At 68.5% G+C, this 12144-nt stretch carries 12 protein-coding genes; 4 read left to right on the top strand and 8 right to left on the bottom strand.

Going from position 1 to position 12144, the window contains the following annotated elements; translation table 11 throughout:
* Position 1 precedes the first annotated feature (1 nt).
* The 5 genes from KBZ08_RS07385 to KBZ08_RS07405 are packed head-to-tail and all read right to left on the bottom strand — an operon-like array spanning position 2 to position 4366.
* On the bottom strand, positions 2-622 hold the full coding sequence (locus KBZ08_RS07385) for a heme-copper oxidase subunit III (RefSeq protein WP_254972241.1): 621 nt from the start codon (positions 620-622) through the stop codon (positions 2-4).
* Entirely contained in the window at positions 619-2289 is a 1671-nt protein-coding gene (locus KBZ08_RS07390) for a cbb3-type cytochrome c oxidase subunit I (protein WP_254972242.1), read from the bottom strand. Before KBZ08_RS07390 ends, KBZ08_RS07385 begins: the two co-directional genes overlap by 4 nt.
* 4 nt (positions 2290-2293) lie before the next feature.
* Complete coding sequence (locus KBZ08_RS07395; protein ID WP_254972243.1) at positions 2294-3232, bottom strand: cytochrome c oxidase subunit II; 939 nt, start codon at positions 3230-3232, stop codon at positions 2294-2296.
* Between the two features lie 13 nt (positions 3233-3245).
* On the bottom strand, positions 3246-3869 hold the full coding sequence (locus KBZ08_RS07400; RefSeq protein ID WP_106219399.1) for a DUF2231 domain-containing protein: 624 nt from the start codon (positions 3867-3869) through the stop codon (positions 3246-3248).
* Positions 3869-4366 carry a DUF2231 domain-containing protein gene (locus KBZ08_RS07405; protein WP_015110318.1) on the bottom strand — a complete coding sequence of 166 codons (498 nt, stop codon included), beginning with the start codon at positions 4364-4366 and terminating at the stop codon, positions 3869-3871. The genes KBZ08_RS07400 and KBZ08_RS07405 overlap by 1 nt, the downstream gene beginning before the upstream one ends.
* Positions 4367-4527: 161 nt before the next feature.
* Here KBZ08_RS07405 and KBZ08_RS07410 point away from each other — a divergent pair, with 161 nt between their 5' ends.
* Complete coding sequence (locus tag KBZ08_RS07410; RefSeq protein WP_254972244.1) at positions 4528-5979, top strand: NAD(P)/FAD-dependent oxidoreductase; 1452 nt, start codon at positions 4528-4530, stop codon at positions 5977-5979.
* Positions 5980-5983: 4 nt separating this feature from the next.
* Here KBZ08_RS07410 and KBZ08_RS07415 read toward each other — a convergent pair whose 3' ends face one another.
* Complete coding sequence (locus tag KBZ08_RS07415; protein WP_106219397.1) at positions 5984-6790, bottom strand: SDR family NAD(P)-dependent oxidoreductase; 807 nt, start codon at positions 6788-6790, stop codon at positions 5984-5986.
* A 180-nt stretch (positions 6791-6970) separates the two neighbouring features.
* Between KBZ08_RS07415 and KBZ08_RS07420 the strand changes: the two genes are divergently transcribed.
* Together KBZ08_RS07420 and KBZ08_RS07425 are read left to right on the top strand one after the other, a co-directional pair.
* Positions 6971-7894 (top strand): DMT family transporter, encoded by a 924-nt coding sequence (locus KBZ08_RS07420; protein ID WP_254972245.1) that lies wholly within the window; start codon positions 6971-6973, stop codon positions 7892-7894.
* Positions 7891-8865, top strand: coding sequence for a VOC family protein (locus tag KBZ08_RS07425; RefSeq protein WP_254972246.1), 975 nt, complete (start codon positions 7891-7893; stop codon positions 8863-8865). Before KBZ08_RS07420 ends, KBZ08_RS07425 begins: the two co-directional genes overlap by 4 nt.
* On the opposite strand, the gene glgX is transcribed toward KBZ08_RS07425, so the two are convergent.
* On the bottom strand, positions 8804-10933 hold the full coding sequence (glgX, locus tag KBZ08_RS07430) for a glycogen debranching protein GlgX (RefSeq protein ID WP_106219394.1): 2130 nt from the start codon (positions 10931-10933) through the stop codon (positions 8804-8806). The two genes, KBZ08_RS07425 and glgX, sit on opposite strands and share 62 nt — an antisense overlap.
* A gap of 143 nt (positions 10934-11076) precedes the next feature.
* Here glgX and KBZ08_RS07435 point away from each other — a divergent pair, with 143 nt between their 5' ends.
* The gene (locus tag KBZ08_RS07435; protein ID WP_106219393.1) at positions 11077-11571 is read left to right on the top strand and encodes a DoxX family protein; all 495 of its coding nucleotides are present in this window, start codon (positions 11077-11079) and stop codon (positions 11569-11571) included.
* A 26-nt stretch (positions 11572-11597) separates the two neighbouring features.
* Here the strand turns inward: KBZ08_RS07435 and KBZ08_RS07440 are convergent, their stop codons facing one another.
* Positions 11598-12122, bottom strand: a complete 525-nt coding sequence (locus tag KBZ08_RS07440; protein WP_106219392.1) for a YqhA family protein — start codon at positions 12120-12122, stop codon at positions 11598-11600.
* Positions 12123-12144: the final 22 nt, after the last annotated feature.

Raw genomic sequence — 12144 nt, forward strand, 5'->3', positions numbered from 1 at the left:
TTCAGGCTCTCCAGACGTAGAGCAGCACGAACAGGATGATCCAGATCACATCCACGAAGTGCCAGAACAGGGACGTGGCGATGACGCCTTCTTCGCCCCGGTCGTAATTGCCGGGGACGAAGGATTTGGCCAGCATCAGGCCCATCAGCAGGATGCCGGTGAGCACATGCAGGCCATGGAAGCCGGTGAGCAGATAGAAGGTGCCGCCGAAGGTGCCGGAGGTGAAGCCGAAGCTGAGCCCGCGCCACTCCACCGCCTGGCCGTAGAGGAAATAGGCCCCCATGGCCATGGTTAGCAGCCAGAAGCCCCGGAACAGCCAGATCTTCCCCTTGCCCTTGAAATGCTCGGCCACCACCATCGTGAAGGAGCTGCTGACCAGTACCACCGTGTTGATCAGCGGCAGGCGCCATTCCAGGCCCTCCACACCGGCGGGCAGCCAGTCGATGGCGGAGAGCCGCAGCAGGGCGTAGCCGCTGAAGAACGCCAGGAAGATGACGCTCTCCGAGCACAGGAAGATGATGAAGCCGGTGAGGTTGTGGTTGGCGTGCTGGCCTGCGCCGTGGCCGTGGGTCTCGGCGTGGGGCGCTGCCGTGTCGCCGGAGGTGACGGGGGTGCTGCTCATCGGTTGGCGTCCTGAAGGGTGAGGGTGCGCTCGATCTCGGTCTGGTGCTCCACCAGCGGTTCGCCGGTCCCGTAGCCGTAGGGGCGGCTGATCACGGTGGGCACGTGCTCACCGAAGTTGTCCTCCGCCGGCGGTGAGGGCAGCAGCCACTCCAGGCCGATGGCGTTCCAGGGGTTGTGCGGCGCCCTGGGGCCCCGGGCCCAGGAGCTGATCATGTTGAGCAGGAAGGGGATGATCGACACCCCCAGCAGGAAGGCCCCCAGGCTGGCCAGCACGTTCCAGAAGGCGAACTCCGGGTCGTAGGAGGAGACCCGCCGGGGCATGCCCATCAGGCCGAGCGGGTGCATGGGCAGGAAGTTGAGGTTGGCGCCGATGAAGGTGAGCACGAAATGCAGCTTGCCGAGGCCCTCGTAGGGCATGCGGCCGGTGAACTTGGGGAACCAGTGGTAGATGGCGGCGAACACACCCATCACGGCGGCGCCATAGATCACGTAGTGGAAGTGACCCACCACGAAGTAGGTGTTGCTGACGTGAATGTCGATCGGCACGGTGGCCAGCATGATGCCGGTGATGCCGGCGAACACGAAGTTGAACAGGCCGCCCAGGCAGAACAGCATCGGGGTGGTGAGCCGGATCTTGCCTCGCCACAGCGTTCCCAGCCAGGCGAACACCTTCACACCGGTGGGCACGGCGATCAGCATCGTGGTGACCATGAACAGGTTGCGCATCCACTGGGTGACGCCGCTGGGGAACATGTGGTGCACCCAGACGATCAGCCCCAGGCCGACGATGATGAAGGAGGCCAGGCACACATAGACGTAGCCGAACAGGGGTTTGCGGGAATAGACAGGGAACAGCTCCGAGAAGATGCCGAACACCGGCAGGATGATCACGTACACCGCCGGGTGGGAATAGAACCAGAAGAAGTGCTGATACAGCACCGGGTCGCCGCCCCCTTCCGGCCGGTAGAACGAGGTGCCGACGCTCAGATCCATCAGCAGCATCACGGCGCCGCCGGTGAGGGCGGGCAGGCCGATCAGCTGCAGGGTCTGGGCGGCGAGGGCCGTCCAGCAGAACACCGGCATGCGGAAGAAGCCCATGCCCGGCGCCCGCATCCGCAGGATCGTGGTGACGAAGTTCACCGCCCCCATGATCGAGGAGACGCCGGAGAGGGCCACGGCCAGCACCCAGAGGAACTCGCCGTTGATCAGGTGGCCGAGGGGGTTCTGGAGACTCACCGGCGGATAGGACCACCAGCCGGAGGTGGCGGGACCGCTGGGCACGAAGAAGCTGGCGATCAGCAGGATGCCGAACACCGGCACCAGCCAGAAGGCGGCGGTGTTGAGCCGCGGGAAAGCCATGTCGGGGGCGCCGATCATGGTGGGAATCAACAGGTTGTTGAGCCCGTTGAGCACCGGAAAGATGAACAGGAACAGCATGATCGTTCCGTGCATCGTGTAGAGGCCGTTGTACACGGTGCGATCCACCAGGTCGGCCTCGGGCGTGATCAGCTCCCCCCGCATGATCATGGCCAGCAGGCCACCCACGAGGAAGAAGAAGAAGGCCACCACGATGTACTGGATGCCGATCACCTTGGCATCGGTGCTGAAGCCGAAGTAACGCCGCCAGGAGGCGGGCGGTTCGGGGGAGAGGGCGGTGCTGGTCATGGCCTCAGGCGTCGTGGGGAAGGGAACGGGAACCGGGGGTGTTCACCTGGGGCGGCGGGGCCGGCACCACCGTGGGCCAGCCGCTGCGGGGCTGGCCCTGGCGTGCGGCGTACTCGTCGGCGGCGACGCTGAGGCCGGCCTGCAGGGGGGCCGCGGCGGCCTGCTTCAGCCAGGCGGTGTGGTCGTCGGCCGTCTCGACCACCACATCGGCCTGGTTGGCGGCGAACCAGGTGCCGCTGAACTGGGAATCCCGCAGGCGGTAGCGCCCGATGCGGGTGGGGGTGAGGCTGAAATCGATCGCCCGGCCCGGGATCACGTCCTGCTTGAGCCGGAAGGCCGGGATGAAGAAGCCGTGCAGCACGTCCTCCGAGACCAGCCGGAAGGTGACCGGCCGATCCAGCTGCAGGTGCAGCTCGGTGCTGGAGACGTTCTCGGCGGGGTAGCGGAACTCCCAGGACCATTGCCGGGCGATCACCTCCACCTCCTCCGCCGGTCCCTGGCCTTTCGGGGCGCCCATCGCCATGGGCAGGGGTTCGCTCAGATGGACGTGCTCCATCGGGCCCAGCACCCCGAGCTCGGTGTTGACCCGGATGGCATACCAGGCGATGGCCATCACCAGCACCAGCGGGATGGCGGTCCAGATCACCTCGAGGCGGGTGTTGCCCTCGATCGGCTCGGCATCGCTCTCGTCGTACTTCTCGGCCCGGTGCACGAGCATCACCCAGGCCATCACCGAGATCACCCCCAGGAACACGAAGGTGCCGACGCCGGTCTCGAAGCTGAACAGACCGTCCACCAGCGGGGCGGCATTGGAGGCCTGCACCGGCAGCCAGCGCAGGGACTGCCCCGCCACCCAGAGGCTGATCAGCAGCAGCAGGCCGACCCAGAGGGCCAGGGCGATGAGGGCGATGGGGCCGGGGCGACGCGGGGGGGCGGAGGTCATGGGAAGGGGGCCCTCAAGGAAGGGCGTCGCGGAGGTCGGCGCCGTTGGCCAGGAGCTGGTCGGCGGTGATGTGGACGCCGAACTCGGCCGCCAGTTCGGCCCCGAGGGTGCCGTGCAGGCCGATCACCAGGAACAGGGCCAGGCCCACCAGCAGGTAGAGCCACTGCACCTGCCGGCCCATGTCCCGGCGCCAGAGGAAGCGCTGATAGCCGCGCCAGACGGTCATGGCGATGATCGCCAGCAGGATCGCCACCCCGCCGACGCCGTGCCAGAGCATGGTTTCCATGCTCTGGAGGCCGATGCTGCTGGTGACGCCCGGCAGGGGCACCGCCAGCAGCATCTCGAAGAAGCCCGCCGCCACGGTGAAGAAGCTGACGATGGCGCAGGCCAGCAGGTTGTACCAGCCCACGTCGTGGAAGCCGGCCCGGGTGATCGGCAGGGCCAGGAAGCGGAACACCCGCTTCTCGATCGGGTAGAGGGCGCCGACGATGTCGAAGGCGATGGCGATCACGAACAGGCCGATCGTGAAGTGGACCAGATTCGGATGGATCGGCAGGCTGTAGGGCAGGTCGTTGGGCCCCAGCCAGTCGCCCAGCTGCTGGATCGGCGCCTCGGCCGGGAGCACGGAGAGGGCCATCAGATCAGCCCGGCCCGTCCGGCGGCCACCACCGGCACGGTGTGGAGGCCGTACACCCAGATCAGCTGGTTGCCCAGGGTGACCTGCACCACCACCAGGGCGGCCAGCACCCCGCCGGCGGCCAGGAAGGGCAGCGGCAGGGTCTCAGGGTCGCGGTTGCGCAGAACGTAACGCCAGCCGGTGAGCACCGAGAGGATGCCGGCCAACGACCATCCCAGGGTGCTGTGCAGGTTGAGGATCGCCCGGGAGGCGCCATAGGGATCGGCCAGCCCCGCCTCCACCTGGCCGAAGATGATCGCCACGAAGATCGCCCCGGTGGCGAACAGCAGATTCCAGAAGCTGACTTCAAACAGATTCGGCCGTCGCAGCACGACACCGATCAGATCGAAGACCACGCTGATCACCGCCATGGCGATGACGAAGTGGACCACGATCGGATGGAGGGTGTCCATCCAGGGCAGGTTGTGGTCATTGAGGGCTGGCAGCAGTTGCTGCATGGGCACCGGCCACGCTGTGCCCCTTCACCATGGCCAGGCTCCGGCGGCTGGCCTGGGTCTGTGAGCTTTTATTGCAGGATTGTGGCGATATGCCGACGTGGCCGGGAGCTCGCCGTTTCCGGGATCCTCCCTAGCTTTCAGGCATCCCGCGGACCGCATCGATGGCGAAGGAACGCTTCTTCCTCGAGCTGGAGCCCAGCGAGGCCGTGATGAAGGGCTGGCCCCATGTGGTGATCGTGGGTGGTGGTTTCGCCGGGCTGAAGGCGGCCCACCGGCTGGCCGGCCAGCCGGTGCGGGTGACGCTGGTGGACAAGCGCAACTTCAATCTTTTCCAGCCCCTGCTGTATCAGGTGGCCTCCGGTCTGGTGTCGGAGGCGGATGTGGCGACGCCCCTGCGGTTGCTGCTGGCCAGGGCGGCCAACGTGCAGGTGCTGCTCGGTGAGGTGGTCGATCTCGATGCCGCCGCCCGGGAGGTGGTCTTCAACGATCGCCGCCTGCGCTACGACAGCCTGATCCTGGCCACCGGCTCCGGCAGCAGCTATTTCGGCCATGAGGAGTGGCGGGAACTGGCGCCACCGATGAAGATCCTCGAGCACGCCGATGAGATCCGGCGCCGGGTGCTCACGGCCCTGGAGGAGGCTGAGCAGACCCCGGATCCGGAACGCTGCCGTTTTCTGCAGTCGGTGGTGGTGGTCGGCGGCGGCCCCTCCGGCTGCGAGCTGGCCGGATCGATCAACGAGCTGCTGCGCCACGCGGCACGGCGCGACTTCCGCCAGCTGGATCCGGGCCTCTGCCGCGTGGTGCTCGTCGACCCCGGCGACCGGGTGCTGCGGGCCATGGATCCATCGCTGTCCCAGGCGGCCGGCGACTATCTCGTCTCCCGCGGTGTGGAGCTGGTGCTGGGGGGGCGGGTGCAGAGCATCGAGGCCGGACGCCTCACGGTGGCCTTCAAGTCGCCGGCACCGGGAACCCCCGGCGAGCGGGTGCTGGAGGCGGCCACCATCTGCTGGAGTGCGGGGGTGCGCGCCTCCCATCTCGGCAAGCTGCTGGCGGAGCGCACCGGCTGTGCGGTCGACCGCGGTGGGCGGGTGGTCGTGGAGCCGGACTTCTCGATCGCCGGCCATCCGGAGATCCGGGTGGTGGGCGATCTCTGCTCCTATTCCCACACGGTCGATGGCAAGCCCCTGCCGGGCATGGCCGGCCCGGCGGTGCAGATGGGGGGCTGGGTCGCCCTCGACCTGCTGGCCCAGCTGGGGGGCCGGCGCCAGGCCCCCTTCCGCTGGTTCGACTTCGGCAGCATGGCGGTGATCGGCCCCCTCTGCGCCGTCGCCGACCTGCGGGGCCTCAGGTTCACCGGTCCCCTCGGCTGGCTGCTGTGGGGCCTGGCCCACCTGGCCTTCATGCCCGCCAACGAGAACCGCCTCACCCTGCTGACAAAGTGGCTGTGGATGATCGCCACCCAGCAGCGGGCCAGCCTGCTGATCACCGGCCGGCCCGACCAGCACCTGGGGGTGGAGGTGGGGCTGGAGCGGGCCGAACGGGCGGGGGACCCCGCTGCGCCCCCGGCGGTGACACCCGCGGCGGCCTCCACGGAGCAGCCGGCGGCGGCCTGAAGGCTCAGAGGCCGGGGCTGCTGTGCATCAGGCCCCCATCGGCGAAGATCGTGGTGGCGGTGATGTAGCTGGCGGCGTCGCTGGCCAGGAAGCCCACCACCTTGGCGATCTCCTCCGGCTGGGCCATGCGGCCCATCGGGATGGCGGCGTTGAGCTTGGCCAGCAGCTCGGGATTGTTCATGGTGGAGTCGTTGATCGGTGTGGCCACGGCGCCGGGCCCCACATTGACGATGGTGATGCCGTGGGGCGCCAGTTCCAGGGCCGCGGTGCGGGTGAGCATGCGCACACCCCCCTTGGCGCAGCAGTAGGGGGTGTTGTCGGGCATCGGCCAGTCCTCGTGCACCGAGGAGATGTTGATGATGCGGCCGCCGCCGCCCTGGGCGATCATCTGCTTGGCGGCGAACTGGGTGGCGAAGAACACACCGCGCAGGTTGACGTCCAGCACCTTGTCGAAATTGTCCGGGGTGGTGGTGAGGATCGAGGTGCGGGTTTCGATGCCAGCGTTGTTGATCATCACATCGAGCCGACCATATTTCTGCACGGTGGTGTCCACCAGGCGCTGCAGGTCATCGAGCTTGCCCACATCGGCCTGAACCCCGAAGCTGCAGCCGCCGTAGGCGCCGATTTCACGCTCCAGTTCCTCGGTGGCTTCGGGATGGGAGCGGTAATCGATCACCACCTTGGCGCCGAGTTCGGCCAGATATTCCACGATCGATTTGCCGATGCCGCTGTTGCCGCCGGTGACGATGGCGACCTTGCCCTGCAGCAGGGTGGACAGGGCCTTGCCGGCCAGGGGGTTGGAGCTCGTCATCGGGTACGGCCAGGAAAGGAATGGGGAGGGATGTCCACGGTTTCATCCTAGGGACGCCCACAGGAGCGACACTTGATTGGGAACGTTGCGGCGACGGACAACGCACCACCGGGATGCGGTGACCGTGGCATCACACCGGATGGCCCCTACGCTGAGGCCCAAGCGAGTGGAACCAGCCCGATGGACGGCGAAGCGTTGCAGGAGCCGGACAGCAACGGGACCCGCAATGGGCCGGTGAAACCTTCGGTGGCCAGGGGGGCGGCCCTGCTAGTGGCGGCCTTCCTGGCCAATACCTTGCAGAGCGCGTTTGCGCGGGCGGTGGGCAGTGCCATGGATGCGCTGATGTTCACCTGGCTGACATTTGTGCTGGCGCTGCTGCTGCTGATTCCCTTGCTGGTGATGCGTGGGGGGCGCGATCTTCCCACGCGGGTGTTTCCCCTTCACCTTCTTCGTGGCGGCATGGGCATGGCAGGGTTTCTGTTGTTCATGTCGGCGGCCAAGCTGGTGAATCTTGTCAACGCCAATGTGCTGCTGAACACGACGCCCATGTTCATCCCGTTGCTGGCCTGGCTGGTGCTCAGGCAGCGCATACCCCCCAGCCTGTGGAAGGCCCTCGCGGTGGGATTTGCCGGGATGGTGATTGTCGTTCAGCCCAACGCCAGTCTCCTTGACAAGCCCGGTGATCTTCTGGGGTTGGCGGCCGGATTCGTCTGCGCCATCGAATTTCTGGCGGTGAAGGCCCTGGGCAGGAGTGAATCTGCCCTGACGCAGCTGGTCTATTTCCTGGCCATCGGCGGCCTGGTCTCCAGCCTGATGATGGTGGGACAGTTCCACGCCATCAGCCCCGATCAGTTCCTGTGGGTGCTGGCCTCGGCCCTCTGTCTGCTCAGCTTCCAGTTTCTGCTGATCCGCGCCTACAGCTATGCCGATCCCAGTGCGATCGGAGCCTTTCAGTATTCCTCCGTGGTCTTCGCCGGCCTGATCGGCTGGATCTGGTTCGGCCAGATCCCCAATGCCGGCGTGATCGTGGGAACGGTGCTGATCTGCGTCGGCGGGGTGCTCAGCCTGGTGGGGCAGAACCCTGTGGCCGCCCCCCAGCCATGACCCTTCCCCACATCGACAGCATCGGCTTCACCACGGCCGATGCCGAGGCCAGCGCCGCCTTCTTCGAGACCTGCCTGGGCTTCCAGCGTCTGGGGGAGGCCGTGGTGCTGGAGGGCGGCCCCTACGCCCGGTTGGTGGGCCTGCCGGACGCCCGCCTCCGGGTGCTGCGGCTGGCGATCGGGGCGGAGGTGCTGGAGCTCACCGAGGTGCTCACACCGGGTCCGGGCGTCCGTCCGGGGCGGCCGATCCCGGCCGGTTCCCGCAGCAACGACCGCTGGTTCCAGCACGCCTGCCTTGTGGTCAATCGCCTGGAGGCGGCCCTGGCGGCGCTGCAGCCGGCCTTCGCTGCCGGCCGGATCACGGCGATCTCCTCCGCGCCCCAGCGCCTGCCGGACTGGAATGCGGCCGCCGCCGGCATCCTTGCCTTCAAGTTCCGCGACCCGGACGGCCATCCCCTGGAGCTGCTGCAGTTCCCGCCGGACAAGGGGGAGGCCCGCTGGCATGGGGCGTCCCCCGGCCCGGTGCTCGGCATCGACCACAGCGCCATCGGCATCGCCGACACGGCCGCCAGCGGCCGGTTCTACCGCGAGCTCCTGGGTCTGGCCGCCGGCGGCGACGGCGTCAACAGCGGCCCGGAGCAGGACGGCCTCGACGGTCTGGCGGGCACCCGGGTGCGTATCACCGGCCACCGCTGCCCCAGCGGCGCCGGTGTCGAGTGCCTCGACTACCGCGAACCCACCGGTGGCCGGCCCATGCCCGCCGACCAGGGCCTCCAGGACCTGGCCCACTGGCAGCTGCGCCTGCGGATGGCCGACCTGGAGGCCATCGCCGACCGGGCCGGGGCCCTGGGGGGGCGGGTGATGTCGCCGGGGATCGTCGCGCTGGGGGATCAGGCGGAATGGCTCGGGGCTAGCCGGGCCCTGCAGCTGGCGGATCCGGATGGCCATCGCCTGCAGCTGCTGCAGAACTGAGGCCCACCACCAGCACCACGATCGAGCGGGGGCCCAGGGTGTAAGTGTCCGCCTCCAGGGCCGGCGCGCTGATCCAGGGCACGATGTCCTCCGGGCTGGGCCGGGAGGTGTCGATCCAGCGGCGCCAGTTCGGCTGGTCGCCCTCGGCGCCGGGCAGCCGGAAGCGCAGCGGCTCCCACCAGGCGTTGACCATGGCGTGCCAGCGGAACCGGTGGTCGACGCTGGTGATCGTGGCGGCGAAGGCGTGGGAGCTCTCGCTCCAGTCGGGCTGATCGGGTTCGACCCCATGCCAGCGCACGTGGTGGCGCCGCACCAGTTCGCCGAGGCTGAGGTTGCGGGCGTTGACCACCACATCGCGGCGCTGGCGGTAGGCGAGCAGCTCCCGCACGAAGCGATGCAGGTCGGCGTTGCGCTCCAGCAGCGACCAGTCCAGCCAGCTGATCGGGTTGTCCTGGGCGTAGGCGTTGTTGTTGCCCTGCTGGCTGCGGCCGAGCTCATCGCCCATGGCCAGCATCGGCGTGCCCACCGCCAGCAGCAGCATGGTCAGCAGGTTGCGGCTCTGGCGGGCGCGCAGGGCCAGGACCTCGACGTCGGTGGTGGGCCCTTCGACGCCGCCGTTCCAGCTGGCGTTGTCGTCGCTGCCGTCGCGGTTGCCCTCGCCGTTGGCCTCGTTGTGCTTGCCGTTGTAGCTGACCAGATCGGCCAGGGTGAAGCCGTCGTGGCAGGTGATGAAGTTGACGCTGGCCTCCGCCTCCCGCTGCTTGTGGCCGTAGATGTCGGGGCTGCCCATCAGCCGCTGGCCGACGCTGGCCGCCAGGCCCCTGTCCCCCTTGATGAAGCGGCGCACGTCATCGCGGAAGCGGCCGTTCCACTCCTGCCAGTTGTCGCCTACGAAGCTGCCCACCTGATAGAGGCCGCCGGCATCCCAGGCCTCGGCGATCAGCTTGGTGCCCGCCAGCACCGGATCGGTGTCGATGTCCCAGAGGACCGGCGAGAGGGGGGTGGGTCGGCCGGTCTGGTCCCGGTCCAGCACCGAGGCCAGATCGAAACGGAAGCCATCGACATGCAGATGCTGCACCCAGTGGCGCAGGCTCTCGCGGATCAGGCGCCGCACCACCGGGTGGTTGGCGTTGAACGTGTTGCCGCAGCCGGTGACGTCGATATAGGTGCCGTCTTCGTTCTGCAGGTAGTAGTCGCCGTCCGCCAGCCCGCGGAAGCAGAAGGCCGGCCCCTCGGCGTCCCCTTCGGCGGTGTGGTTAAACACCACATCGAGGATCACCTCGATGCCGGCGCGGTGCAGCGCCTTGACCAGGTCGCGGAACTCGTCGATCACCGCCAGGGGGTCGGCGCTGCAGGCGTAGCCCGGGTGGGGGGCGAAGAAGGAGACCGGCTGGTAACCCCAGTAGTTGCGCAGGCCGGCGGGGGCCGCCAGGGGATCGAAGGCGAACACCGGCAGCAGTTCCACCGCCGTGATGCCCAGGTCCTGGAGGTAGGGGATCCGGCTGATCAGGCCCCGGTAGGTGCCCGCCTGCTCCGGCGGCAGGCCGGCGCTGGGGTGGGCGGTGAAGCCGCGCACGTGCAGCTCGTAGATCACCGTCTCGCGGGAGGGCCGGTGCAGGGGCCGATCCCCTTCCCAGTCGTAGGCGAGCGGGTCGGCCACCACGCTCTTCATGGCGGTGCCCCAGTCGCCGGCGCTGCTGCGGCCGGGGGCGCGGCCGTAGCCCGACGGCATCGCCAGGGCCAGCCCGTGGGGATCGAGCAGCAGGTTGGCCGGATTGAAACGCAGCCCCAGCTGGGGCTGCTGGGGCCCTTCGACACGCCAGCCGTAGGGCTGCCCCGGCCCGATCCCCTCCAGCCGGCAGTGCCAGTAGTCGCCGGTGTGGTGCCGGTCGGGGTCGAGGGCGACACGCCGGCACGGCACGGCATCGTCGAGCCGCGCGAACAGGCACAGCTCCACCGCCGTGGCCCGCCGGGCATAGAGGCTGAAGTTGACTCCCCCATCGCTGAGCGAGGCGCCCAGGGGGGCACTGCTGCCCGGGGACGGCGGGGCCGCCGTGCATGAGGTCATGGCGTCGGCTGGGGTGGAGGGGACAGGGGGCCCGCCCACCGCATGATGGCCAGGACCCCCGGTTTCGCCCGGCCCCGCCGCGGCGCCGTCCGCCGACCCTGCTTACGTTGAGCCGGCACGCCGTCCCGCCGTTCCGCCCGCCGATGGATCTCGAGATCGTCACCCTGCTCGTGCCCACCGGCCCGTCCCTGGCGGCCGGGGCCGGGCTGCTGGTGCTGCGGCTGTTCGTGGGGGTGGCCTTCATCCGCCACGGCTGGCCGAAGCTGCGCAACCTCCGCACCTGGTCCACGGCGATGAAGACGCCGGAGTGGCTCTGCTTCCTCTCGGCGGCCTCGATGTGGGGCGCGGGCATCGCCCTGATTCCCGGTCTGCTCACCCCCCTGGCGGCCCTGGCGATCCTGGTGTCGATGGCCTACGCCATGGTGCTGGAGCTGGTTTCCGGGTCCCCCTTCATCGCACCGGATCCCTATCAGATTCCCGAGGGGGACTACGCCGGACCGATGGGCGTCGGTGAGCCGCCCAGCTGGGAGAAGGCGGCCATGTACGTGGTGATGTGCCTGGTGCTGATCACCTCCGGCGGCGGCCTGCTGTCCCTCGACAACCTGCTGATCGCCGACCTGCTGGGCGCCCTTCTCTGAAGGGCCGCCCGGGGCCGCCGACCGGATCAGTCGCGCTCCGGCGATGCCGCGGAGGGTTGGTCCTCCCGCTCACCGCCCCAGTACTTGAAGGCCAGCAGGGCCAGGGTCACCACGGCCATGCCGGCGCCGGGGAAGAAGATGTCGGCGCCGGCGACGGAGTGGGCGGGGTCGTCGGGGTCGAAGCTGTTGAGCAGCTCGAGAAAGGAGATCGCCATCGCCAGGATGATGAAGTTGGCGAACATGCCCTTCACTTCGTGGAAGTTCCGGAAGCTGAGGGTCTTCGGCAGCTTCAGCTCGCTGATGAACAGGGAGAACATGCCGATCGCCAGGGCCAGGCAGCCCGTTCCCACCAGCAGCAGGTCGATCCCCTCGAGAATGTCCATCTCGAAGCGGTTGAGATCCACCAGGTCGGTGATGCTCACCAGGGCCAGTCGCAGCTGCTCCAGGATCAGCCGGCTGCCGCGCAGAAACAGGGCCAGGCAGCTGGCCAGCAGCGCCAGGATCGGCACCAGGGTGAGGTAGCGGGCGCGCAGGAGCAGGCGGTGCAGCATGGGGGTGCGGCGTGGATGGGAT

Source organism: Cyanobium sp. Candia 9D4 (assembly GCF_024346155.1).
Classification (GTDB): Bacteria; Cyanobacteriota; Cyanobacteriia; order PCC-6307; family Cyanobiaceae; genus Cyanobium; species Cyanobium minutissimum.

What these genes read in the sequence shown, in the direction of transcription:
- KBZ08_RS07385 (WP_254972241.1), bottom strand. Translation starts at nt 622, where the DNA reads ATGAGCAGCACCCCCGTCACCTCCGGCGACACGGCAGCGCCCCACGCC.
- KBZ08_RS07390 (WP_254972242.1), bottom strand. Translation starts at nt 2,289, where the DNA reads ATGACCAGCACCGCCCTCTCCCCCGAACCGCCCGCCTCCTGGCGGCGT.
- KBZ08_RS07395 (WP_254972243.1), bottom strand. Translation starts at nt 3,232, where the DNA reads ATGACCTCCGCCCCCCCGCGTCGCCCCGGCCCCATCGCCCTCATCGCC.
- KBZ08_RS07400 (WP_106219399.1), bottom strand. Translation starts at nt 3,869, where the DNA reads ATGGCCCTCTCCGTGCTCCCGGCCGAGGCGCCGATCCAGCAGCTGGGC.
- KBZ08_RS07405 (WP_015110318.1), bottom strand. Translation starts at nt 4,366, where the DNA reads ATGCAGCAACTGCTGCCAGCCCTCAATGACCACAACCTGCCCTGGATG.
- KBZ08_RS07410 (WP_254972244.1), top strand. Translation starts at nt 4,528, where the DNA reads ATGGCGAAGGAACGCTTCTTCCTCGAGCTGGAGCCCAGCGAGGCCGTG.
- KBZ08_RS07415 (WP_106219397.1), bottom strand. Translation starts at nt 6,790, where the DNA reads ATGACGAGCTCCAACCCCCTGGCCGGCAAGGCCCTGTCCACCCTGCTG.
- KBZ08_RS07420 (WP_254972245.1), top strand. Translation starts at nt 6,971, where the DNA reads ATGGACGGCGAAGCGTTGCAGGAGCCGGACAGCAACGGGACCCGCAAT.
- KBZ08_RS07425 (WP_254972246.1), top strand. Translation starts at nt 7,891, where the DNA reads ATGACCCTTCCCCACATCGACAGCATCGGCTTCACCACGGCCGATGCC.
- glgX (WP_106219394.1), bottom strand. Translation starts at nt 10,933, where the DNA reads ATGACCTCATGCACGGCGGCCCCGCCGTCCCCGGGCAGCAGTGCCCCC.
- KBZ08_RS07435 (WP_106219393.1), top strand. Translation starts at nt 11,077, where the DNA reads ATGGATCTCGAGATCGTCACCCTGCTCGTGCCCACCGGCCCGTCCCTG.
- KBZ08_RS07440 (WP_106219392.1), bottom strand. Translation starts at nt 12,122, where the DNA reads ATGCTGCACCGCCTGCTCCTGCGCGCCCGCTACCTCACCCTGGTGCCG.